This is a genomic window from Paraburkholderia bryophila (assembly GCF_003269035.1).
In the GTDB taxonomy this organism is placed as follows: Bacteria; Pseudomonadota; Gammaproteobacteria; order Burkholderiales; family Burkholderiaceae; genus Paraburkholderia; species Paraburkholderia bryophila.
On record NZ_QLTK01000030.1, the window covers coordinates 48,753 to 73,153 of the forward strand.

The 24,401-nt window shown below is 57.8% G+C and carries 20 protein-coding genes; 12 read left to right on the forward strand and 8 right to left on the reverse strand.

Going from position 1 to position 24,401, the window contains the following annotated elements; all coding sequences use genetic code 11:
* Positions 1-14: 14 nt before the first annotated feature.
* Positions 15-1,379, reverse strand: coding sequence for a cytochrome-c peroxidase (locus BX591_RS29675; protein ID WP_244146829.1), 1,365 nt, complete (start codon positions 1,377-1,379; stop codon positions 15-17).
* 320 nt (positions 1,380-1,699) lie between these two features.
* On the opposite strand from BX591_RS29675, the gene BX591_RS29680 reads away from it, so the two are divergent.
* The 3 genes from BX591_RS29680 to BX591_RS29690 all read left to right on the forward strand — a co-directional run bounded on the left by BX591_RS29680 (position 1,700) and on the right by BX591_RS29690 (position 6,315).
* Positions 1,700-3,280 carry an acid phosphatase gene (locus BX591_RS29680; protein WP_111934880.1) on the forward strand — a complete coding sequence of 527 codons (1,581 nt, stop codon included), beginning with the start codon at positions 1,700-1,702 and terminating at the stop codon, positions 3,278-3,280.
* A gap of 270 nt (positions 3,281-3,550) precedes the next feature.
* Positions 3,551-3,934 (forward strand): DUF427 domain-containing protein, encoded by a 384-nt coding sequence (locus BX591_RS29685; protein ID WP_111934881.1) that lies wholly within the window; start codon positions 3,551-3,553, stop codon positions 3,932-3,934.
* 623 nt (positions 3,935-4,557) lie between these two features.
* Positions 4,558-6,315, forward strand: coding sequence for a retron Ec67 family RNA-directed DNA polymerase/endonuclease (locus BX591_RS29690; protein ID WP_111934882.1), 1,758 nt, complete (start codon positions 4,558-4,560; stop codon positions 6,313-6,315).
* A gap of 807 nt (positions 6,316-7,122) precedes the next feature.
* On the opposite strand, the gene BX591_RS29695 is transcribed toward BX591_RS29690, so the two are convergent.
* On the reverse strand, positions 7,123-7,422 hold the full coding sequence (locus tag BX591_RS29695) for a helix-turn-helix domain-containing protein (protein ID WP_236071051.1): 300 nt from the start codon (positions 7,420-7,422) through the stop codon (positions 7,123-7,125).
* Between the two features lie 351 nt (positions 7,423-7,773).
* On the opposite strand from BX591_RS29695, the gene BX591_RS37045 reads away from it, so the two are divergent.
* The 5 genes from BX591_RS37045 to BX591_RS29725 all read left to right on the forward strand — a co-directional run bounded on the left by BX591_RS37045 (position 7,774) and on the right by BX591_RS29725 (position 12,485).
* Positions 7,774-8,292, forward strand: a complete 519-nt coding sequence (locus BX591_RS37045; protein ID WP_244146830.1) for a hypothetical protein — start codon at positions 7,774-7,776, stop codon at positions 8,290-8,292.
* 423 nt (positions 8,293-8,715) lie between these two features.
* Positions 8,716-9,591: an HAD domain-containing protein gene (locus BX591_RS29710; protein ID WP_244146831.1), complete on the forward strand. Its 876-nt coding sequence runs from the start codon at positions 8,716-8,718 to the stop codon at positions 9,589-9,591.
* A gap of 168 nt (positions 9,592-9,759) precedes the next feature.
* Positions 9,760-10,209 (forward strand): hypothetical protein, encoded by a 450-nt coding sequence (locus BX591_RS29715; RefSeq protein ID WP_111934884.1) that lies wholly within the window; start codon positions 9,760-9,762, stop codon positions 10,207-10,209.
* Positions 10,196-10,861: a hypothetical protein gene (locus tag BX591_RS29720; protein ID WP_146749828.1), complete on the forward strand. Its 666-nt coding sequence runs from the start codon at positions 10,196-10,198 to the stop codon at positions 10,859-10,861. Before BX591_RS29715 ends, BX591_RS29720 begins: the two co-directional genes overlap by 14 nt.
* Before the next feature lie 79 nt (positions 10,862-10,940).
* On the forward strand, positions 10,941-12,485 hold the full coding sequence (locus tag BX591_RS29725; protein ID WP_208459598.1) for an IS630 family transposase: 1,545 nt from the start codon (positions 10,941-10,943) through the stop codon (positions 12,483-12,485).
* 843 nt (positions 12,486-13,328) lie between these two features.
* Here the strand turns inward: BX591_RS29725 and BX591_RS29735 are convergent.
* Genes BX591_RS29735 through BX591_RS29745 form a run of 3 tightly spaced genes read right to left on the reverse strand, consistent with a single transcriptional unit; the run spans position 13,329 to position 15,562 of the window.
* Positions 13,329-14,183, reverse strand: coding sequence for a hypothetical protein (locus BX591_RS29735; protein WP_146749829.1), 855 nt, complete (start codon positions 14,181-14,183; stop codon positions 13,329-13,331).
* A gap of 2 nt (positions 14,184-14,185) precedes the next feature.
* A complete protein-coding gene (locus BX591_RS29740; protein ID WP_146749830.1) occupies positions 14,186-14,851 on the reverse strand; it encodes a hypothetical protein in 666 nt (221 codons plus the stop codon).
* A 9-nt stretch (positions 14,852-14,860) separates the two neighbouring features.
* Complete coding sequence (locus BX591_RS29745) at positions 14,861-15,562, reverse strand: hypothetical protein (RefSeq protein ID WP_111934889.1); 702 nt, start codon at positions 15,560-15,562, stop codon at positions 14,861-14,863.
* Positions 15,563-15,855: 293 nt separating this feature from the next.
* Between BX591_RS29745 and BX591_RS29750 the strand changes: the two genes are divergently transcribed.
* Positions 15,856-16,662, forward strand: coding sequence for an alpha/beta fold hydrolase (locus BX591_RS29750; protein ID WP_111934890.1), 807 nt, complete (start codon positions 15,856-15,858; stop codon positions 16,660-16,662).
* A 66-nt stretch (positions 16,663-16,728) separates the two neighbouring features.
* Here the strand turns inward: BX591_RS29750 and BX591_RS29755 are convergent, their stop codons facing one another.
* Together BX591_RS29755 and BX591_RS29760 are read right to left on the reverse strand one after the other, a co-directional pair.
* Entirely contained in the window at positions 16,729-17,697 is a 969-nt protein-coding gene (locus tag BX591_RS29755) for a helix-turn-helix transcriptional regulator (RefSeq protein WP_111934891.1), read from the reverse strand.
* Between the two features lie 592 nt (positions 17,698-18,289).
* Entirely contained in the window at positions 18,290-18,574 is a 285-nt protein-coding gene (locus BX591_RS29760; RefSeq protein WP_111934892.1) for a hypothetical protein, read from the reverse strand.
* An 87-nt stretch (positions 18,575-18,661) separates the two neighbouring features.
* Here BX591_RS29760 and imuA point away from each other — a divergent pair, with 87 nt between their 5' ends.
* Genes imuA through BX591_RS29775 form a run of 3 tightly spaced genes read left to right on the forward strand, consistent with a single transcriptional unit; the run spans position 18,662 to position 23,924 of the window.
* Entirely contained in the window at positions 18,662-19,369 is a 708-nt protein-coding gene (gene imuA / locus BX591_RS29765; protein ID WP_111934893.1) for a translesion DNA synthesis-associated protein ImuA, read from the forward strand.
* The gene (locus BX591_RS29770) at positions 19,299-20,768 is read left to right on the forward strand and encodes a Y-family DNA polymerase (RefSeq protein ID WP_176343012.1); all 1,470 of its coding nucleotides are present in this window, start codon (positions 19,299-19,301) and stop codon (positions 20,766-20,768) included. The genes imuA and BX591_RS29770 overlap by 71 nt, the downstream gene beginning before the upstream one ends.
* A 6-nt stretch (positions 20,769-20,774) precedes the next feature.
* Positions 20,775-23,924 (forward strand): error-prone DNA polymerase, encoded by a 3,150-nt coding sequence (locus BX591_RS29775; RefSeq protein WP_111934895.1) that lies wholly within the window; start codon positions 20,775-20,777, stop codon positions 23,922-23,924.
* Positions 23,925-24,006: 82 nt separating this feature from the next.
* Here the strand turns inward: BX591_RS29775 and BX591_RS29780 are convergent, their stop codons facing one another.
* Positions 24,007-24,396 carry a response regulator gene (locus BX591_RS29780; RefSeq protein WP_111934911.1) on the reverse strand — a complete coding sequence of 130 codons (390 nt, stop codon included), beginning with the start codon at positions 24,394-24,396 and terminating at the stop codon, positions 24,007-24,009.
* Positions 24,397-24,401 lie beyond the last annotated feature (5 nt).

The window sequence follows — 24,401 nt, forward strand, 5'->3', positions numbered from 1 at the left end:
CGGCTCCCGCCCCGTCAGTTCGCGCCGGCCTTCGCGGTTGCGTTGGCCACCCTGGCCACGCCGCCCGCCGCACCTTCCACCTTGTAGCCATCCGTCAACGTCTTCAGGAACGCCACCACGTCCCTGATTTCGGCCTCGTCGAGCGACGGCTTGTCTCCCGGCTTGCGATCGAACGGCGGATCGGTATTCAGATTGACCCAGTAGCGCTGCGGCAAGTCGTCGAACTTCTGCACTTTGCCTTGGGAAACCGGATAGAACTTCTCCGGATTCGTATCGCGCTCGGCATAGAAACGCAGCACCTGTTCGAGCGAATGATAGATGCCGTTATGGAAGAAGCTCTTCTTCAAGGCGACGTTGCGCAGCGTCGGCGTACGAAACAGGCCGCAAAACTCCGCGCGTCCGCCGAGATCGGTGCGCTCCGGACCGCAAGCGCCGAGATCGTGGAACTGCGGGTCGTGATTCACCGCCAGCGCGCGGTTGCGCGGCACACCGATCGCGATCAGGCCGAAGTCGCTGAACTGCGGCGGCGCGCCGTCACGGGTACGCTGGCTGATGTGGCAACTCGCGCAATTGCCCTTCTGTTCGTCGTTGAAGACTTGCAGGCCGTGCAATTCGGCTTTCGTCAGTTGCGCTTTGCCCGCCAGATACGCGTCGTACTTGCTGGTGTACGGATAGAACAACTCGGGTGTCTGCTCGAAGGTTTCGAGCGCTTGCAGCACGGCGTTGAAGGTGGCGTCGTCGTTGTCGAAAATGTGCTCGCCGAAGGCCTCGCGGAACGCCTCGGCATACGGCGCGGCCTTGACCGCGGCGCGCACCCTGGCCGGCGTGCTGCCCATTTCGAACGACGACAACAGCGGAATCCGCGCCTGATCGCGGCCACGGTCGACCCTGCCGTCCCAGGTCAGGCCACCGGTCGGGCCGGCGTCGACACTTTCGTCGCCTTCGTCGTCGGACTCGTGATAGTGCTCGGCGAACGCCGGCACCGATTGCAGATACTTCAGCGTCGGCGCGGCGCGCATGCCGGTGCGATGCATGTCGTTGCCGCCCAGTTGCACCGCCTGCGCATTGGCCGGCGAGAACGCATGGTCGGGACTATGGCACGACGCGCAGGCAAGCTTGCCGGAGCCGGACAGCGATGCGTCGAAAAATAGCTGCTTGCCGAGCGCCGTCATCTGCTGGACGGATTTGTAAACTTCCGCGCGGGTCTGGCCGGCATCGTGAGCGGCATGCCGAGCCGCTACCGGAACCGTGGACGCCGCGCCAGGCACCGCCGCCGCGCTGGCTTCCGCCTTGAGGCCGGTACTCGCCGCAGGCGTGCCCGCGTCGCACGCGGCGAGGCTCAACGTCACGCCGACGAGCGCCAAGGTGACCGACAGCATGCCGCCGATCGTGCCGAATCCCTTGCCCCCAGCCGACTCCGCGTGCCGCCACGCCCCGAACCGAACCGCCGTTTTCCGAATCCCCGCGAGACCAGGCCGCATATGAATGATGTGAGTTGCCGATAGTAAAGTCCGCGAGCGTATTTCATTCACATGTCGCTTAAATGACATACAGCCGACGAAAACTACAACACCAAAGCGATTCGTAATTAATTACATCTTTCTGTCAAATTCCCTGGCCAAACTTTCGCCGGCGGTCATCCGTGTAAGGAAATACAGGAGGCCCGCGTCCCCAACGCGTGAGAGAGAAACCACATCAAATGAACAAAAAACTGATCTGCGCGACGCCTATCGCGATCGCAGCAGCGTTGAGCCTTTATGCGTGCGGCGGCAGCGACATCGCTCCGCAACCGGACATCACGTCGATCAAGACGGTCGTGGTGATCTACGCGGAAAACCGCAGCTTCGACAACCTGTACGGCAACTTCCCCGGCGCGAACGGCCTGCAGAACGTGTCGGCGGCGAACTCCACGCAATTGGACCGCAACGGCACCGTGCTGGCGACGCTGCCGCCGGTGTGGAACGGCCTGACGCAAACCGGCGTGACGCCGGTGATTACGCAGGCCATGACCGCGAATCTGCCGAACACGCCGTTCGCGATCGACGACCCGAAGGGTTTCAACGCACCGATCACCGCGACGACACGCGATCTGTATCACCGCTTCTACGAGAACCAGATGCAGATCAACGGCGGCAAGAACGACAAGTTCGCCGCGTGGGCGGATTCGGGCGGCCTCGTGATGGGTCACTACACGCCCGACGCCGACAAGTTGCCGCTGTGGAAAGTCGCCCAGCAATACACACTGGCCGACAACTTTTTCATGGGTGCATTCGGCGGTTCGTTCCTGAACCACCAGTGGTTGATCTGCGCATGTACGCCGACCTATCCGAACGCGGATAAGAGCCCGGCTGCCGGCTCGATCTCGGCGGTGGAAAGCGACGGCGTGACGCTGAAACTGGCGACGAATTCGCCGGCTTCGGCCATCACCGGCGCGCCCAAATACGTGCTGTCGGGCAATCTGACGCCCGACTTCTACGCGATCAACACGATGCAGCCGCCGTTTCAGCCGAGCGGCAACAAGGCGGCGACCGGCGGCGACGCGAATCTCGCCGATCCGACCCAGGCCACCACGCTGCCGGCGCAGACGCAGCAGCACATTGGCGATCTGTTGAGCAAGGCGAACGTGTCGTGGGCGTGGTACGGCGGCGCGTGGGGCGCGGCGGTGTCGGCGGCGCAAACCGGCACGGCCAACGTGATCTACGGTGCGAATCTGACGGCGCCGAACTTCCAGCCGCATCATCAGCCGTTCAACTACTTCGCCGATCTGGCGCCAGGTACCACCAACCGCGCGCAGCATCTGCTCGACGGCGGCATGGGCGGCTCGGAGTTCATCAAGGCGATCGACGCCGGCACGTTGCCGCAAGTGTCGTTCTACAAGCCGCAGGGCAACCTGAACGAACACGCGGGTTACACCGACGTGGCGTCGGGCGACCAGCACATCGCCGACCTGATCTCGCATCTGCAGAAGAGCCCGCAGTGGAACAACATGCTGGTCGTCGTGACGTACGACGAAAACGGCGGCTTCTGGGATCACGTCGCGCCGCCGAAGGCCGACCGCTGGGGTCCGGGCACGCGGATTCCGGCGCTGATCGTTTCGCCGTACGCAAAGAAGGGTTTCGTCGATCACACGCAGTACGACACGACGTCGATCCTGCGTTTCATCACGCACCGTTTCTCGCTGCCGACGCTGCCGGGTATCGCGACGCGCGACGCGGCGCTGGTTAGCAACGGCAGCAAACCGATGGGCGACCTGACCGCGGCGTTGAACATCAAACAGTAAGCAGGGCGCGGTAAGCAACGGTCCCGCAGTGATGCGTGACCTTTTCATGGGCAGCTTCGGCTGCCTATTTTTTTTTGGGGCTTCGCTCGTCGCGTGTCGGTGTCACGGATTGTCGTGCGACGGGTTTTCGCGAGCGGCGTATGCTTCGTGCGAAGGCGCGATCTTTGGCGTTTTTTTGCGGCGCGGCGCTTAACCAGCCTGTCTCGACCTGCTCCAATCTGTCTCGAGCCGCGCGATAGCGCTCAATCACTTATCCAGGAGTTCGACAGCATGACTGAAAGAACCATCAAGGTCCCCGGACCGGATCATCCGATCACGATCGAGCCGGCGAACGCGCGCGTCGTGGTGACCGTGGCCGGCCGGCAGATCGCCAGCTCGGACAACGCGCTGGTACTGCGCGAAGCCGCGTATCCGCCGGCTTATTACATTCCGCGTACCGACGTGGAGATGGCGCTACTGGAACGCACCGAACACGCGACGTATTGCCCGTACAAAGGCGAATGCGCGTACTACAGCATTCCGCTGGGCGGCGAGCGGACGGTGAATTCGGTGTGGACCTACGAAGCGCCGTATGCGGCTGTGAAAGAGATCGCGCAGCACCTGGCGTTTTATCCGGATCGGGTCGATTCGATCGAGGTGCAGGCGAAGGGGTAGTGGCGGTGCGCGGACAGCCATGCTGTTCGTGAAGCGGAAACCTGGTACGGCAGGAGGGACTCGAACCCTTATGGTTTTTCCCGGCCCCTCCCCATCCGTTCAGCGCGACAAGAATACTGTGCTTTCAACTACTTATCTCTCAAACTTAAATATGCACCTCGGTGCATGTGTACCGTTGGTTTGCATTTAGGTTGTCAAGCGTATATTTCTCGTTGCCTCAGGGGGGTGCGGGGGGAGCCGGCCTTAGAGTTATCAACAGGGGTCGGAGCGTTTTAACGAAGGCGCGTCACTCGAGAATCGAGTACTTAACCTTCCGCAGCGAAGGATGAACGTTCTCCAGATTCGGTGACGGATAGCCTTGATTCAGCTAGGCCGAATATCTCGGACGGTTCAACGGTTACGGTGGCTAACTCTGCATCGTGCTTAGGCCTATCAGCAGTGCTGGTCTTTCGCGAGAGCCCTGAACATGATATGTTTCGCGCTGTCTGCGGACAGATTTGTTATCGCGATTCGCGATAAATGGAAGTAATGCGCGAAGGCGCTGCCCTCGCATATCGTAGCGGCTATCTCGCTGATGATACGTTGCCAAAGAGTGTCCGCAGACACCCATCTTCTTATACCGAATGAAAAATCCCACTCATATCGCGCAACTGCGCGCTCAGACGTCGCTTCACGGCCTTGCTAGGTTGTTGGGATATGAGCCAAAAGGTCTCGCCTATGTTGTGTATGGTATAGGCGATGCATACAAGTATGTGGACTTTCCAATTCCCAAGCGGAGCGGTGGCACTCGCATTATCAGCGCGCCGGTCAAATCACTGAAACTGCTCCAGGCACGTGTTTCCACGTTGCTGGGAGCCTGCGCCGAAGAAATCGAAGTTGAGCGTGGCGGGAAAAATAGATTTTCCCATGGTTTCCGTAAAAATCACTCAATCCTGACGAACGCAACCGTGCATCGTGGGAAGAGATATGTATTTAATGTCGACCTGCATAATTTCTTTGGCACAGTCCATTTCGGGCGTGTTTCAGGTTTTTTTGCAAAGAACCGACACTTCAAGCTGGACCCGGTTGTCGCGCGAATATTGGCGCAGATTGCATGTCATAACAAAGTTCTGCCGCAGGGTAGTCCATGCTCACCCGCCATATCGAATCTCATTGCGCATATTCTTGACGTACGGATGGCTCAGCTAGCCGCACGCCATGATTGTTACTATTCGCGATACGCCGATGACCTGACATTTTCGACAAACAGAAAAGAGTTTCCAGAGTCGATTGCCACGCGAGTTAGCGATTCCAATGAATGGATTGCTGGCAAGTCCTTGCTGAAAATCATAAAGGACTCTCGTTTTGAACTTAACCATAGTAAAACGAGAATGCAATTTCATAGGTTTCGGCAAGATGTGACGGGGGTCGTCGTCAACAAAAAATTGAATGTGCCGAGCGAATACGTAAGGGACGTTCGGGCAATGGTTAATTCGTTTGTCAAAACAGGACAATTTACGCTCCGAAAATCATATCGGAACGACGCTGGTGCATGGGTGGTCGAAGAAGTAGCCGGTAACAAAGTGCAACTTCGCGGCATGCTAAGCTTCATTGACAGTGTGCGAGTTTTTCCACAGAAGAAACTTGCGATGGAAAAAAAGGATAAACGGGAGCAACGAATCCCGCGAGTAGAATTGAAAGACATGGACGGCGCGTCCCGCACATACCGCCGCTATCTGCAGTACACGCAGTTTTTTAATCCCGAGCTTCCGTTCGTTATATGCGAGGGAAAGACGGACAACGTTTATATCAAGTGTGCGTTGCGTCAGCTCGCTGACACGTATCCACAGCTTGTTTCAAAAACCGCTTCGGAAAATAAACTGTTGCTCAACTTCTTCAACTACACAAAGGTGGCCGACCGAATCTTACACCTGGGGGGCGGCACCGGTGACTTCCAGACGTTCATTGGAAACTATGGTAGTGAATTTAAAGGATTTAAAAGCAAAGAAAAGAGAAATCCCGTAATTTTGCTTATTGATAACGATGAAGGCACGGCGAAAATATTTTCCAGCGTCAAAACTGCAACAAAAAGAAAATCTCCGGTCGACGGTAGTGAGCCGTTCTATCACATAGCCGACAATTTCTATGTCGTCGCCATTCCACGGCTGAGTGGAAAATCAACGACTATCGAAGACTTCTTCGACCCCACTCTTCTGAAGACGAAGCTCGGCACGAAAGTCTTCAGTGGAAAGGATGGTTTTGACTCGGCAACGGAGTACGGCAAGCATTATTTTGCTGAATATATCGTAAAGAAGGGGCAGAAGACAATCGACTTTAGCGGATTCCATCCTATCCTGGAACGTCTGGTCGCAGTGCTAACGGCACACGCCGCTAAACCATAAGCCAGCACTCGCCCGAAGACCGCCAGTCACGATGGGTTCGACCGCACCGTTCCATCATTTTCCAGCGGACCGATGCTTTTCTGTGGCGACATAATGAGATGAGACTCGCTCCGTCGGAACAAACACGTTGCCGTCATCGAATTATGCCGCCACGAGACGTTCGAGCCGCTGATAACTTGCAGGCGCGCTCCCTTCGCTTCATTATTACTTCGAGCGCCGCGTGATAACCCGATACGTTTCGCCAGATGCTCACTTGATAGGCACATTGTTCCGCCGAGAGCCGTTGGCTGCCACGAGCTTCCGTCTAGCCCGTTTCCGGCGCCTATCTGCAAAAGTTCTGCAGCCTACTGAACCGACGAAATCAACGCTCTGATTTCCTTTCGTACCGTGCGTGACAAGCGTGGCCGCGAGAGTACCAACTCCGCAAGCTCATCGTCCTCACAATAAAAGTAAGCAGCCGGCATTTTACGGACGGACATCGCTCTGTGTCAGTTGAAGACCAACGACGTCGGGTTTGCAATTTTTTCGTTGCAAATGGGCAAGTCGGCACAGCCGGCGCGTCCGACGTTCGAGTGTGTGCAACTCTGGCACTGCCCAAAGGGCAGCTGTCCACACCCTTGTGGTGTGGGCAGCAGAGTTGTGCATACTGGGTGAATCACAGGGGTTTGACGGAGGACCGCTCAAAGACAGCTTTATGCCGATAGCGAGACGTTGAATGTGCGTCTGTATATGCGGAATGCACTCCGACCCGCAACTGCATGTCGTCGACAGTGTCGCGTTCGCAAAGACCACCCGCACCACCCGCGCCTACTCGCCCGCGGGCTCAACCGCTTTCTTCTTCCGCCCGCCCTTGAGCCGCATTGGCACTTCATCGCGCTCAGCAAACAACTCGATTTCTTCGACCTCTAGCACAACAGCCAATGCCACAAGCGTGTCGACCATGACGTTCGACTTTCCACGCTCGATTGCGCTGATTTGCGTGCGGTGCAATCCAGCACGGTCCGCAAGTTGCTCTTGGGACATGCCTTGTTTACCGCGGAACAATCTAAGGTTATTCGCGATTCGCCGACGGGTTTCCGCCTGCCGCGCGTCAATGCTCTTTGCCATATGGGGCAGGAGCATCCACTATTGTAGCGGCACAATCTACAGTTTTGAAACTGTCAGTTTATAAACTGGCAGTCTCGACACTACATATTTTTCCCGCTACACTCCGCCCGTTCGTATGCCGCGCTAACGGCGAATGTCAATGTCACGCGTCGGCAGCTAACTTCACTTTCACAATCGCTCACCGCGAGGGACTTGCTCGTCCCGCCGCAGGTGGATGACGGAGGATTCTTAGTGACTGCTCCTCGAGCACAGCGTCGCACACGGTCGGTCGAGAACTCGCCAGCGGTGCGCCGACAGGTCAAACTGGTTGAACCGGTGGACACTGAACTTCACCCCCGGCCCCGCTTGTGGATGATGAACGGCGAACAGAGAGAGCTGTTTTCGCGTTTCCCCCTCTTCTTTCGCGCGATGCATCATCCAGAGTCGTACCCGGCGAACATCTCGCACTTCGGAATTCAGTGCGGCGTTGGTTGGTATCCAATCATTGAAGTGCTGGCGCGTGACGTTGAATTTGAGCTACGCGCATTGTGGCGCGAGCAACTCCAGTCTCCCGAGAAAATCGCGGACATGGATAGAGCACTTCTGTCCGGCCGCGTCCCCTACCCGACGCTTCCCGTTTGCACTGACATCTCGCAGGTCGCAGGCGAACTCAAACTCGTCGTCTTGAATGGGTACATGTGTCCGCCCGATGTCTGGACGCGCATTTCGGCGAGCGTCGAAATCGCTGTGGCGACTGCTCGGTGCGTATGTGAGAGCTGCGGCAACCCAGGCACGCTCCGAGATGTTTATTGGCATCGCGTCTATTGCGACAAGTGTGTCGACCCCGCCGTCGAATCCGATTGTGCGATATCACCCGGTTCGTCGAGCTAGGGCTGACGCTCGACACCCGTGTCATTTGGACCAGCAATGCAAACCACCACACAGCCGGCTAACGTCCCCGATGATTTTCCGCGTGACGCCCCCCCCCGGCATCGTCGCTGGCGCGCAGCCCAAAGTCTGTGCCGTTATGTCCGAAGGCAAGTACGTCGCTGGGCAAACGGCCATTTAACGCGAGGAGCGTTGGAGCATCTTCGAGGACCTCGCGCACCAACTTGTGCCAAAGGCACTGAAGGATGCGTCGGCTCATCCGGAACAAAGTCAAGACGTCACCCTCGCGCGTGCGCGCCGCAATCGCATGCAAGGGATGGGTCTCAGAAGATGAATCGCGTTGGCTTATCGTTTGCCTCCGCGCGTTACTGAATTGGTAACCGTTTGTGGAATTGCTGCACCTTTCCCACCTCACCATCCGCTACCATGAACCTAGCATCATCCCCGCCGCCCTCTTCACTCAGCCCACTGGCGTCAGACCTACCGACGCTTGGCCGCCTAATTCGGAGTTGTAGGCTGCATTGCGAACTGAGCCTCCTCGATGCTGCTGAAATCGTCGATATCGACGTCGCCGAATTGAGCCGCATCGAAGATGGGAAGTCGGCTGCTACCGAAGCCCTGTTCAAGGTTCTCGCTGGGTTCGGCCAGGAGATGCTTATCATGCAGCGCGATGATGCCAGCGACGCTCTCGCGGCGGTCGGGCATACCGTCAACTGGTATGAAGTAATGGAGCGGCGCTATCCTTCCAGAGAACGACCTGTACCGGCTGCCCTCGTTCTTGACTGCACCACTCCGACGCTTTTCGTCGACTTTGACGGCACGCTGCACGTGGGCCATGCGTATATCGGCGAGGACGATGAAATAACGCTCGACACCGGTCGACCTCTACTGGAATTCGCACCCCTGCTCGCCGAGCTTCTCGAGCCCTATCCCGATGTGGAAATTGTGCTCACGACGTCATGGGTGCGACGCTTGCCAGTGGAGCGCGTCATCGAGTACCTGCCACCGGAACTACGCCGACGCATCGTCGGGACCACCCGGGATATCAAACCCCGGTTCAGCTATGTGCAGGACGGTACCGAGCGTACTTACGTCGTCAGCAGCTGCGCCTATGGGAAACGACTTAGGCACTGGCTCGCTATCGACGACGCAGTATTCGGCGCGGCACAGTTCGGCCGTGAGCCCGGTGAACTCGTCGACCACTTCCTTCTGCTCGACTCGTCTCGCGGCATTAGCGACAGCAATGCGCTGCAGCGTATCGCGCTGTGGCTTAACGAAGTGCATTCCGCACCACATGGCTGAATCCATACGCCGCTAACACATACCGAACATGTCCCATGACCATCGCATATGAACGCACGAAGGCAGTTATCGAGACGTGCAAACTTCTTCAACTGCTAACGCTCGACTCTTGACTTCCATTGTTCGAATTTCCAGCTTCAACCTATACACGTGACGGAGGCACCTCAAATGCTGAGAGTAACAGTCGAATTGTGGCCGGGCGGCCGCGAGAGTGGTAGCCGGGTGTTGGCAACGGCAAAGATTGGCCGAGTTAAGAATGGCGCGCTCGCAGACTACAAGGTCGAACTGCACGAAGATGTGCAGGGAGAAATAGGCGCAGCGAGCCTGCACGACTATCCACGCTACGCTTCGAGCATATGGGACTTGGTAGCACGTGCCCTTGCGGTCGCGCTGACTGGGAAGGAGGAACTACCTCCACGCCCACAACAGCTTGATGTTCCTATTCACACCTCCGATAACACCCCGTATGTGCGGCTTCGGGAGATACCGGAGCCGGCGCAAAGCCTTTTCAAAAAGCGTATCGCCTTTTCGACACGCCCGCTAATTGACGAGGACCCGGAGCCCATGGATTGCGCCTATGCGTGGGACTGGCGGGATTTTCTGGATGGCGGCAGATAGTGGCGTCGATGATGTCCAAGTCTTGCTAAGTTTCTCGCGCTGCCATCGCGACGCGCCGGAAGTATGTTCAAAGCGGCGCTGCGTCGCACGTAAACGAAGGATTTTGAGAAGGCCGATTCGTTCGCCTGGCGGCGACCTCGAGTCGCGTCCCGTCGCCGAACCGTTCACGGCGCTGATGGATGTCGCCAAGGCTACCGGTCGGTACGATTTAACGCGCGAGCGCGCACTCAAGCATATGTGGGAGCTGGTCCGCACGGAAGAGGCGCCGTCCAAAGCGAAGCACAGCCACTGGCAAACGCCGAGCGGTACCGAACTGGTCAAGGATTTTCTCGCCGAGCACGAACGTGAGGCCGCATGGGAGGCGTTCTGCGGAGGTCCAGTAGCGGTAAACATGTGGGCAACGGTGGCGGCGGTTCGCGCGAAGACCCATCCGCACGACGCCATTGCGCTGTACCACCGCTTACTGCCAATATCGGCGGAAAATGGCACACGGAACGCGCGATATGACGAGGCTGCTGGAATCGTACGGGCCATCGGCCGGTTGAGAGCAGAACTGAGCGAGCACGCGCTGTTGACCATAGAACTCGATGAAATCCGGAAGGCTTATCGTGCCAAGCGAAATTTCATCAAGACGCTGGCTGCATTTCAATAGTTCTGCGGTCGCCCTTACCGTCTTGTGGGCACCGATAGGGTCATGCTATTTCGATGCGACCCAGATGAGGAGGCTGTCCATGTACTCAGATATCAAAGAGTGGACGCGTATCCGAGCGCGGGTTCTCAAAAAGGGCGAATCCATCCGGTATGTCGCAAAAGTCGAGGCCATGAGCCGGAACACTGTCCGGAAAATGGCCCACTTCGAGTTGCCCCCAGGCTACTGCCGGGTCACCGACAATACGAGAGATGCCACCCGCTGCCGAAAACTGGCAGTGCCATGGTCAGCGGTCCAACGCATCGTACGTGCACTCCCGGAGCGCGGGGCAGCGCAGTTCCTGGCCCGCTTGTTTAGCGAGGACGACACGGAGGAACTCGAAGAGACAGCCGGGCGTCGATTGCGCAGATGGGGTGTTGTCGAATCTCCGAAGATAGGCTCTGCTGAACGGAGCCGACAGCGATGGCAGAACTGGATGTATCAAGTCGAACAGGGACTCGTTTCTGTGCCAGCAGGGGAGGATGGCAGGCAACAGGACAGGCTGATGCGAATGCTGTTGCCGGTATCAAGGAACCAGCGCCATAAGTCGCTTACCGTGCTGGCACACGAAGCAGGTTTTTCCTTACGTGAAATCGCGACGCATCTCGCCATTAGCCGCGCGTCCGTTCGCACGTACATCGGCGACTATAAGGCAGCTGGGTTGGAATCACTGTTCGCAAAAACGAACCGCTCCCGCAGGGAGGACGACGAAGCGCTGAAGAGCGCAGTTTTCACGCTGTTGCACGAGCCACCGTCTGCATCAGGCATTAACAGGACGACATGGAAAATGGACGACCTGCGACGCGTTCTGGCGGTGCGTGGGCATCATGCGGGCATGGAGGCTATCCGGGCCATAATGCGGCACGCCGGCTATCGCTGGAAATCGGCCAAGATTGTACTCACAAGCACCGACCCCAATTATCGGGAAAAACTTGACCACATCCGGTCGATTCTAGCCAACCTTCAGCCTGACGAACGGTTCTTCTCTATCGACGAGTTTGGACCCTTCTCCGTCACTATGAAACCCGGCCGCGTGCTGGCTGCCCCCGATGTTCAGCCGAATGTTCCGCAATGGCAGAAATCGAAGGGGTGTCTGATTTGCACGGCCGCACTGGAGTTGTCGTCCAACCAGGTGACGCATTTCTATTCCACGGCCAAGAACACCGATGAGATGATTCGCATGGCAACTGCCCTGCTCGAAAAGTACGGTGTGATGCGGAAGCTATACCTCTCGTGGGACGCAGCCTCCTGGCATCTTTCGAAGAAGCTGTCGGCGTTCATCTCCGACCACAATGAGTCAGCGCAATCGCGTCATCAGCCGATTCTGGAACTGGCTCCTTTGCCTGCAAGTGCTCAATTCCTGAATGTCATCGAATCAGTCTTCAGTGGCATGGCGAGAGCCATCATCCACAATAGTGACTACGCGTCCGCGGATGCTGCGAAGGCGGCAATTGACCGCTATTTCGCAGAGCGCAATCAGCACTTCAAGGAACATCCGAAACGCGCGGGCAAAGCAATCTGGCGAAAGGAGCGGACGACGAGCGAGTTTTCGGCTGCGAACAATTGCAAGGACCCGGCATACCGATGAATCGTTCGGGACATCATTATCGATACGGCGGGGGCGGCCGGTGGTGCGGAGGCGGCCGACGATGATGTCGCCGAGGTGGGGGTAACGGTTTACACCTGCGAACAAGATGGCCATGAACCCAAACTCGGCGACATTGCATGCGCGGACGCGCATCGGCTTCAGTAGGCACCGCCAGAATCGTTGTTGCGACCAGCAAAGTGGTCCGGTCCCGGGGCGCCCGAGCGACTCGCGGATTTGGTGACAACTGACCGGCGTTTTGCGTTGCCATACGGGGGCTGCGACGAGAGTCGCCGCGAGGGAATTTTTTTGGCTTGAGCGAGAAATCGAAATCGCTTTTCTGCAGGAGAGAACGGCGAAGGCTTGAGATGGGTTTTTCGGACGTACAAGTACGGCCTGTCCGTCCATGACGGATTGCTCAGCAGGGTCGAAGAAACCCGCGACGGCGGCGTAGGTCACTGCATCGAGTTCAGCGCAGCCCAACTTTTTCAGAGCGGTAAAGTGACGGCCGTTCAGCCAACTCTCGTCGCCGGCGTCACGCAGAATCAGGCCGAAGGACCGTACGTCTTCTTTGCTCGCAAACAGTTGCTCGATGTACTTGTCGCCGTCAAGTATTCCCGCTTCGGCTGCTGCAGCGAGACTGTCCATTGCCCAGGCCAAGCCAGAATTGCCCGGCATTGTTAGCAGGGCCAACGGCTGGATTGGCGTTAGAGTTTTCTTGCGATGGTGCCAGCCTCCGAACTCGATACACGCGGCGACGACTCTTTGTCCATCTTCGGTCTCGAACATCAGTTGGGACGGTTGTGCTCCTGCTTGGCAGTCGCCATGTTGCTAAATGGCGTCAGGCTAATTACAAAGTTGTACTAGTCTATTGAGTTCATCGGGATTGTCGGTTGCGAGTTCACTCGTTGTTGCCGTGTCGTTCAGCAAGTCGCATTCTTTCGGTCTGCTTTGAGCACGCGTCACGGTCTTTAGCTCGTGGGACACCACTGCGGGTGGTGCAGCGGTACTGGCGGCCACCCTTGGCTGTTTGCTTTTGCCACACCTTTGGTCGATAAGCGAAACAACCGCAGTCTCCACAGTGTGAGCTCTGCGAATACGCGCTGTTCGAGCTTCGATGCGCTTCAAACTTGACTCCACCGAGGCGAGTTGACTATTCAGCACGCGTTTCGCGTCTTGAGATAGCGACTCAAATTCCTGGGCTTTTTCCAGTCCTTCGAAAAAGCGTACCGCCCCTCTGATGATGGGAATCTCGCCTGCCACTGCTGTGGCCATCTGGCCATCGGTTTGCGCCTGGACCAGTTCTATTGCCGACCCCGTAGAGGATACGCGTTTGACAATCTCGGACGCGGCGGCTTGTCCTACGTTGCTGAGGGCTCCCTGCTCACCCACCGTCGCGATATCTAATACGCCATTGAGAGCCCCCACAAGTATGTTGAGCATGTGTAGCGTGGTTCCGGCAACTTCAGCTGCGGTTTGCAATTGCTGGTCTGTTGTGAGTTGGCTGCGCAGCGCTCGAGTATCGTTCAGCGCCTCGTTAGCTGCGTTCCACTTACGGAATGTACGGTCGAAGTCTGAGTATAACTGGCCGTCACGATAAGTTACCAGGGACGGACATGCGGGGTCTTCGACCGTTTGACTCACTGCGGTGGAGACGGCGGAGACCGCGCACACACATCCCACGACTAGATGGCGATACATGGTTATCCCTCTGTGAGCAGGGTAAATTTGTGAACTTCAGTACCGACTTTGATGACAATAGTCAGAGGCGCGGCCTTCACGTTTTCCACCACGATATAGCCCGCTGTCGCTTCACCCGGAGACAGGGTTGTTCCGCGAAACCGCGCTCTAATGAAGGCAGCCTGTCGCTCCTTTGCTGTCTCGTTTGCTTTGTCGACGTCTTTAGTGAGCGGGTCGGCTACGGAGTTGACACTGGCTGAGTCGGTTGTATGCGCTACCGCGAGGAGTGCTCCCCCTAGTAGGGCCATCACCATACCGGCACTGAGATGTGATTGTGTGTAGTGCTTGTCAATAGCGCTAGCTCGTTCATCGGTAACAAGAACGGGGTTTCCCCCGTCCTGTCGCAACGAGATGTCTTGCTCATCGACTTCAAACGGCCTATTGCTCCGGTTTGCTATGACAACCACAATAGGCGTTCCATAACCAGTGAGCAACTTGGGCGAAACGACGGCAATGGCGACTCTCGAGTTGGCCTGAAAAGAATCGAGAACAAGACCGGCTGGGCAATTAACGACTTTTTGCGTCGCTGCAGGTTTGACTTTGTTGAAGGTGACATAGTCGTGACTCACCGAGGACAGGCACGCAGTCAGTAGCGCACACATCAGTGGAATCGATTTCTGACGTTTCACGGTGAACTCCTAATTCCAGCAGGTCGAGAGCTGAGCTGCCAGCGCGCGCGTTACGATTGACGTATATCGACCCATGACGTAGCCACACTTACAGCCACCGAGAATGCCTTCGCACTGTAGTTCCTGGGTGCTATGGGAGTTCCAGTTCGTCCAAGGCGTGTCCGAATCCGGTCCGCCGGTTGTAGCAATGGCACATTGCTGTGCTTGCTGTGCACTCTTGTCGGCTGAGGCTGCTCCATCAAGTAGCTCCGAGACCGCGCGAGGCTTGTCGTACCCCTTCGCCTTTGCGTCGCGCATGGTCTCGGTCACGCTCTGGCCGAGGAGCTGCTCCCGAAAAGTCACCAGAGTGGGGTCCGTGTATTTGGGTAGCTGGGCGTCGAGATATTGAAGATTGCCTTGGCAGCCCTTGGGTGTAGTGACAGCAGAACGCGATGCAACGGCGACTGTTGAGCCTGTTGAGTTTCCTGAGCCAGCACTGGAAGAAGCACTGGAAGAGTTAGCCGTCGCCTGCCGCTGTAGAGATTGCAACTCGCCCTGAAGCGCGGCTTTGTCTGCGCTGGTCGAAGAATCGCTTATTACGGCGTTCAGCACTTGGGACATGGTCGAGTCGAGCTCATCGGATGAGGCGAGTTGAACAGATGCGCCAATCAGACCGCAGGCGAAGCAGGCCAGTGCCGTGAATCGCCGGAGAGGCAATGTTGGAATCTTCATGGCTGTGCCTCCCTTGAGGACTTGGCTTTTGGGCGCGGTAGGGGTGCGCCGGAGCACCGGGTGTGCTGGAACGGCCCCGCACGATGCTCCGACTGCGAAACGTGCGCTGGCCGACGGGAAAGACAACCCAGGCAGCCGGCTCAACCGGTTAACCGTTGCGAGAGTTGCCTGTGAGCCATGCACAGAGGGTAGAAGACGGCGTCGCTTGACCCAATGGTCCAAATGCACCAGTTACCGGCTAACGGCGACCGAGTACGCTGGTGCAATATCACGAAGCACCCACGGAGGAGACTATGGACAGTCACGCGCCGACGCTCTTCCTTCACGGCGGTCCGGGATTGTCGGCGATTGCCGAACGAGCACTTTACGGACTCGCGCTACCGATTCATTGGTGGGACCAGCCGCGCTCTGTGGTTCTGTTTGCAAGGCCGTTTGCAGCGCTTGTTGATGCTGCGCAAGAGGAAGTTGAGCGACTCGCCCACGCATATTCACAGCCTGTTAACCTCGTCGCCCACGCGTTCGGCGCGCATTTGGCTCTGCGTCTGGCGATGAGACTGCCGAACCGGCTAGGGAAAATCGTGCTGTTAGCACCAGTGTATGACCTCGCGGACGCGTTTGTCCGCTTTGCAACCTGCCTTTGTCTCAAAGACCAATCGTATGAGCCTTTTTTGGTCGCTCTCGATGAGTTCAGGGCGAGCAGAGATGTTTCGCGATTCGCAAGGGTAGCCGCTCAGATAGCTAGCATCGCGAGCTTCGTCGACCTAAGTTGGAGTCCGGGGGCGAGCGCAAGCCGTCACTGGTATGTGAACTTGCTGGCCCATCAGCCTGTCTTTGACCTGAATACGTTCGAAGTCGTTGTGAAGGATTTCTTGCTTGAGGACCCTATCCCAGTGGCGACAACCGTCGCGGATTCGGTCCATCTAATCCTTGGTAACAAAGACCCTTTCACGGACATCAAAGCAGAGAGTCGGATTTGGGTGGAACTCTTTCCTAACGCGGTTAGCTACCTAGTCGACAGCGGGCATTTCGTCCACTTGGAACGGCCTTCAGAAGTATGGTGGAAGACAAGAAGGAGCTTGGAGTGCAAAACGGACGTCTAACTCTGCGTTTGCGTCGCGAAACGAGAACTTGAAGCGAAAAGGCTCATGATTCGCATGCCGTCGTTGTCAGAGGTCGATATTCCGGAGTTTTGTAGTTAGCTCAGCGTTGTTGTGCACGCCCATGTGCTCGTGAACAGCTTGAATATGATGGCGTACGGTTGCGGGAGATATGTTCAATACCTTAGCTATTTCCTTGTGACTGAGGCCGGCTGCTACCTGGCGAGCGACGTCCAACTCGCGGCGTGATAACCCGTCCGCTTGCATACGTGGACGCGCGTAAATATAGGCTGAGTTATGGGCAACCTTGACGCAGAAGACGACCGTACGTCCGATGAGTTTGGCGACTTGTTTGCTTGAGGCAAGTTGTGTGAGTTCGGCCGGCAGCGCTTGTCGCGAACCATGCGGCCATTCACGGATGAGCAATTCGAAAAATAGCGGCTCGGCAAACCGCAGACGCCCCGCAGCGTCGCATATCGCCATTACCCATTGGTACCCGTCACCGCGTGGCCTGATGCGTTCTAGCTGCAAGCATTGATTTATCCGCAGCGCCTCGCGCATGTGTGGGAAGACGAGTTCGGCGAGTTGTCGCTGTGCTTCGGAGAAGGGCCGGGCCGCGGAGGCGCCATACACGGAAAAAGCGTCGTAAAGTCCGGTTTCCGGATTCAGGTGGGCGGTAATCAGAGCATGTTCATGCCGATAGCGACGCTGGTATGCGCGTAAACCTGTACTGCCTGCTGGATAGAATTCGACAAGCTGGAAATTGTGCGTTCTATCCGGAGTGGCAAGCACAAGAGTTGCGGCGGTGTCTTGCTCGCGAAACTCGTTGTAGTCCTGCAGTGATTCAGGCGGGTCTCTGAAGAACCACGGCGTTTGATACGCTGCTCCCCGCTCGTCACGGGCAGTCGTTCCCCACCGGGCCGAATCAAAAGGAACGAGGCCAACCAGCATCTTCAGAGCGCACTCCTGGAACTCGTCCAGCGGCACTTCTCTGGATGCTTGGTATAGCCGAAGCAAAAATTGATTGAGTTCGTCCATGGGACGCAGAATTTTTCTTAGCGCAATTCCTTACCAGAAAGTTAGCGCCCGCTCCCTGACAAATTTCATGTCCATTTCAGCATTTACGGTGGATTGAACTGACAATTGCCGTGGACCCTTTCATCGCCGTTCCATCTGACCAGCAGGCATCGCCCTAGAGGCCGCGGCGCCTGACGCCTTCGTGCTGGGAATTTGGTGAAGGAATTGAAACTCGATTTATAGTGACCACCATCAGTTTTTTGGCGCTCCGTTTCGAGCGGATTGCACCTGAAGCTCGAAATGATTCTTACCTAGTCAACCGCAATTACAGAAAGCGCGCGCAGGCTTTCAAGTTGGACCATTCGTCTCCTATCGTCCAGTTAGCAGTGTACGCGCCGTTTTCCTGTTATTGCAGAGCACACGCTGTTGCGCACCTACCATTTGGCGTTTGGATTCGATATATGGTCGCGCCGCTGCATGTCCATGCCGATATGTAGAGCCCGCGTAGCTGTGCGACGGTCCGCCGTCATGTCATCGAAGTCTCGCACCAAGGTCGGCATGACATCTGCGGTGGAACCCGCTGGTCCGATTTTAGATGCGCAGGTTTGCGGTTTTATGCACTGCACGACTTCGCGGTGCCCACGCAGGAGCCGTCGCAGCCGGCGCAGTAATGACGGTCGCGCACTGCACGGTCAACAGGCCAGACGTTGGTTTGCGCAGACGTAGCAGTGCCGACCGTATGGCCATTTTCGCATGCATAAAACGGCGGCTCTCCCGCCTTGCCGCGGCGAATGGCATCGTCGATTTCCTGTTCGCCAAACACCGCTTTCATGTCTGCGACAAACCCCGCAATCTCGGGCATTGGATGGCTGACGGGCTTGCGAACGCGCATATCCACTGAGCGTCTCCCGAAAAAAGTGTCTGTTCGCCGCTACAGAAATCCGTGTAGGATACTGTACATCCATACAGGTATTTCCGCAATCCAATGACTGTCCCGTCCCCTATTCCGGAAGCAATACACCCGCCGCTTTGGCGGGCGTCGCAGCTTGCGCGGGGCCGGGGCCGTACGGTGGACACGGGATATCCAGCGCTGTCGGCTGAGCTGCCCGGCGGCGGATGGCCCATCGGCGCGCTTGTTGACCTGCTGGTCCAGCAGGCCGGCGTGGGTGAAATGCGGCTGCTTCGTCCGGCGCTCAGCGAACTGGGCAAGCGGCCGGTCGCAATGGTGCAGCCGCCGCATGTTCCGAACGGACTTGGCCTTGAGTACATCGGCCTTTCCCCTGAGCAGCTGATACAGATTCGGGCCTCGAAGACAGCGGACGCATTGTGGGCAGCAGAGCAGATTCTTCGCGCCGGCAGTTGCGGCGCGCTTCTGTTCTGGACGCAATACGTTCAGACCTCGTCGCTGCGGCGACTGCATCTCGCAGCACAGTCTTCGGAAACGTTGTTCTTCATGGTCCGCCCACTGGCGTCAGCACAGGATGCCTCTCCAGCAGTTTTACGACTGGCGCTCCGGCCAGAACGCGACGGTCTGACCGTCGACATTACGAAGCGACGAGGTCCAGCACGCGCAGAGCCTCTGTCCATCCCACTTCAACCAACACCTGTCCTGTTTTCGCACCATGCGCGTATTTCTCGCCGTCCACTTGCCCCGGTTGCAACTCGAGGTCTTCCGACCAAAGTGGCTGCCTGAGCCCGCGCACGGCTGCGTGGTCCTGGACAGGGACAAGGTGCTCATCGCAGACGGGGTAGCCAGGTCTGCGGGCGTCCGGGTCGGCATGAAGCGCGGCGGTGTGTTGACGCTCACGCCGGAGGTAGAGACGTACGAGCGCGACCTCGGCCGTGAACATGCCGCGCAACGCGAAGTGGCAGTGGCGCTCATGCAGTTCTCGCCCGATGTCGCAGTGCTCGAAGAGGCTGTTGTCGTGGTCGACATCGGCGCAAGCCTTCGGCTTTTTGGTGGACTGCTTGCCGTATGCCGGCTGGCGAAGGCGATACTCGAAGCCATTGGACTGACCGCGCGGATAAGTGCCGCACCAACTGGTCAGGGCGCGTGGCTGCTCGCGAAGCATCGGAACCGGCGCGTACTCAAGCTCGACTCGCTCGAACGGCAACTGTCCGCATTGCCGCTGCTTTCAGTACTGGAAGTGCGACCGTTCGCCGGCTGGTTTACAGGACTTGGTTGCGAGACGATTGCAGACGTGCGACGGCTACCGCGTGCCGGGTTGCAGCGACGTTGTGGAGAGCACCTGCTCGATTCGCTGGACCGGGCTTTCGGCACGGCGCCCGAGCTGTTTGACTGGCTGGAACTGCCTCCAACGTTTTCTGCGCGCATTGAAATGCCAGACCGCATCGAGCATGCGGAAGCGGCGGTCTTCGGCGCACATCGCCTCATTGTGCAGCTATGTGGCTGGTTATGCGCAAAGCAACTGGCGCTCACAGGCGCGACGCTTTTGCTGGAGCACGAGCGAGGCAGGCAGGCAATTGAGCCGACACCCATTGAAATTGCACTGGGAGAGCCGACATGGCGCGAGGACCATCTTGTACGGCTCATCAAGGAACGCCTTGGCAGGATTGAACTGACTGCGCCTGTCATCGCGCTGCGACTCGATGCATCGCACGTGCAACCGGCGGTACCAGCATCGGACACCCTGTTTCCGGAGCCTGGTGGCTCGGCCGAGGAGCACGCACGTCTAGTCGAATTGCTGGTCGCACGACTTGGTGAAGAAAACGTACTTCGGCCAGCACCGACTGCGGATTACCGACCTGAGATTGCAAATCGATGGGTCCCCGTTGCGAGTCGGTCTAAAGGTACCGCTCTGCCTGAGGGCCTTCCGCGGCCAACCTGGCTGCTGGAAAAACCCGTGCGCCTGCTGATGCGAAAACATCGGCCGTTCTACGGTTCGCCGCTGCGCATGGTGTCGCCGGGTGAACGCATCGAAGCCGGCTGGTTTGATGGTGAACTGGTGACACGCGACTATTTCGTCGCGCAAGGCGAAGACCAAAGCTGCTTCTGGATTTACCGTGAGCGCGTCAGCAGTCGTGAGGCGGAAGAAGACCAGCGGTGGTTTCTCCACGGCCTGTTCGGATGACACGCCATGGATTCCTCGTTCACCATGCTGCCGGCATATGCCGAGCTTTTCTGCTTTTCGAACTTTACGTTTTTGCACGGTGCTTCTCACGCAGAAGAGCTGTCTGAGCGTGCGGCGCAACTGGGCTATTCAGCTCTGGCGGTAACCGATGAGTGCTCGTTGGCGGGTGTCGTGCGCGCGCACGTTGCGGCGAAGAAAGCAAAGCTGCCATTTATCGTTGGCTCTTACTTCCGCCTGGCGAACGCTGATGGTTCGCCGACGTTCGGGCTGATACTTCTGGCCAGAAATCGCGAGGGATACGGCAACTTGTCCGAGCTGATTACGCTAGCCCGTACGCGTGCACCGAAGGGGGAATATCGTCTTACTCCGCAGGACCTTTCCCGACCCGACAAGGAAAACCGGCATCTGCTCAGCATGCCAGATTGCCTTGCCATTCTCGTGCCCGATTTTCCGGCGAAAGAAGACGTTCTCGCGGCACAGGTCGAGTGGCTCGATGACACGTTCACTGGGCGGGCCTGGGTAGGTCTCGTGATGCACCAACGTGCCATGGACGATATTCATCGGGGCGCGGTGGAATTCGTCGCCCGCAATCAGGACGTACCCGTTGTCGCGCTTGGCAACGTTGTCATGCATGTGCGCTCGCGAAAGCCTCTGCAGGACACAATGACGGCCATCAGGGTTGGCAAGCCGGTTCATGGATGCGGCTATGACCTTGCGCCCAATGCTGAGCAACATCTCCGCTCCCGGCTGAGACTCGCGAATCTGTATCCTGACGAAGCACTTGCCGCAACGGTTGATATCGCTTGCCGCTGCACATTTTCTCTTGATGAGCTCCGTTACGAGTACCCAGACGAATTGGTGCCAGCTGGCTTCACGTCGACGGCGTACCTGCGGCAAGAGACGTACATCGGTGCCCAACGACGCTTTCCGTCGGGAATCCCGCACAAGGTCCAGGAGCAGATTGAGCACGAACTGGACCTCATAGCGGACCTTCAATATGAAGCGTACTTCCTCACGGTGTACGACATCGTGCGCTTTGCCCGCAGCCAGCACATCCTTTGCCAGGGGCGTGGCTCAGCTGCCAATTCCGCGGTCTGCTTTTGCCTCGGAATCACTGAGGTCGACCCAGCTCGAGGCAGTATGCTTTTTGAGCGCTTCATCTCGAAAGAGCGTGGTGAGCCGCCAGACATCGATGTCGATTTCGAGCATCAACGGCGCGAAGAGGTCATCCAGTACATCTACAAAAAATACGGTCGCGACCGCGCTGCGATTGCTGCCGCCGTTTCGACGTATCGCCCCCGCGGCGCGTTGCGCGAAACTGGCAAGGCGCTTGGCGTTGACCCGCAGATAGTCGACCTGGTCGCGAAGAGCCATCACTGGTTCGACACGAGTCAGGACCTACTCAAGCGCTTCGCCGAGTCCGGTCTTGACCCGGAGAAACCCCTTATCCAGGCTTGGGCGAAACTGGCGTCGCAGTTACTCGGATTCCCGCGCCACCTGTCACAGCACTCGGGCGGTTTTGTCATCAGCCGAGGCAAGCTCACGCGACTCGTGCCGGTCGAGAATGCGGCAATGGCTGACCGCAGCGTTATCGAATGGGACAAGGACGACCTCGAAGCGCTAGGACTTCTAAAAATCGACGTGCTTGCGCTTGGAATGTTGTCAGCTATCCGGCGCACGCTCGATATCGTCTCCGAGCAGCGGGGGGAGCGTTTTGAAATGCAGGACATACCTGCGGAGGACCCTAAGACGTACAAGATGATTTCGGCTGCCGATACTGTCGGCGTTTTCCAGATTGAATCGCGTGCCCAGATGTCGATGCTGCCGCGGATGCAACCTCGTACGTTCTACGACCTCGTCATCGAAGTCGCCATTGTCCGGCCCGGTCCGATTCAGGGCGGTGCAGTGCATCCCTATCTGCAGCGCCGTCAGGGATTCGAGCCAGTAACCTATCCGAGCGAAGCACTGAAGACCGCCTTGGGCAGGACTCTTGGCATTCCGATTTTTCAGGAGCAGGTGATGCAGGTTGCAATTCTAGCCGCGGGCTTCACCGCCGGCGAGGCTGACCAACTGCGTCGCGCGATGGCCGCGTGGAAGCGCAAGGGCGGCCTCGAAAAATACTACGACCGCATCGTAAACGGGATGCAGGAGCGCGGCTACGACCTGGCTTTCGCTGAGGGTATCTTCGAGCAGATTAAAGGTTTTGGTGAATATGGCTTTCCAGAGAGTCACGCGGCCAGTTTCGCATTGCTCGTCTATGCGAGCAGCTGGCTGAAGTGCCACGAGCCAGAGGCGTTTCTTGCAGCCATGTTGAACTCGCAGCCCATGGGCTTCTATTCACCATCACAGCTCGTGCAGGATGCACAGCGACATGGAGTCAAGGTCCTGCCAGTTGATGTGACCGTGAGCGGTTGGGACTCAGCATTGGTCAAGCTCGTCGACATTGGGCGACCAGCAGTGCGGCTCGGCTTGTCCTTGCTTCGCGGTATGAAGGACGGCGCTGCGGAACGCATTGAGAACGCACGCGCGGTTCGGTCCTTCGAGAGCGTCAAAGACATGGCTCGACGCGCACAACTTGACCGGAAGGACCTTCACGTACTCGCTGACGCCAACGCATTGGCCCTGCTTGCCGGCAATCGTCGTGAAGCGCTATGGCAGTCCGTCGCTGCCGTTCCGGACAAGGATATGCTCGCTGCAGCAACCGTTGAGGACGAAACTCCCGAACTCGGCGCGCCGACAGAAGCTCACGATATCGTCGCGGACTATCGGTCAGTTGGACTGACACTAGGCCGGCATCCGCTTGAACTGCTGCGGCCGCAGTTGCTTGCAAACCGCCTGATGCCGGCTTCGACGCTGCGGACATATCGCGACGGGCGACTCGCACGAGGCTGCGGGCTCGTTACTGTGAGGCAGCGCCCCGGCACAGCAAAGGGCGTGCTTTTCGTTACTTTGGAAGACGAGACGGGCAACGTGAATGTAATCATCTGGCCGAGCCTCTTTGAGAAACAGCGCAAAGAGGCGCTGGGCGCATCTCTACTGGCGGTGTACGGGACCTGGCAGTGTCAAGGAGAGGTTCGACATCTGGTCGCGCAGCGGCTTGTCGACATGTCATCTCTGCTGGGTAGTCTGACGACAGTCAGCAGGAATTTTTGCTGACGCGGCACCGCAATGTGAGCGCCTCCCTGTCACGAACTGGGGTTGGGCTCGTTTCATGCGCAGCATGCGGACGGTCGTATGACTACGTTGTTCCGCCGCGCCGTTGCTCTCGATGGGTTGCGTGTTCTGTCAGCAGCCGTCGCATCGTGGTCAGTAAAATTTGCCCATCTACGGGCTTGCGAAGAAAACCGTCGTAGCTGATGAAGGCTGGCGGGCTGGGTTCTCCGGAAACCAGTATGAAAGTAACGTCAGCTAATCCGGGGAGAGTGCGCAATCGGTGACAGAGTTCGCTTCCCGACATCACCGGCATGCGCCAGTCGGCCACCACTATGTCTACAGGGGATTCGATGAACATTGCCAACGCTGACTTGCCGTTGCTCGCCGTCCTCACTTGAAATCCGTCTGCGATACAGTTCGCCTCCCATGCTGCAAGGGCTTCCGCGTCGTCATCTACCAGCAGCACGCTTGTCATATCCG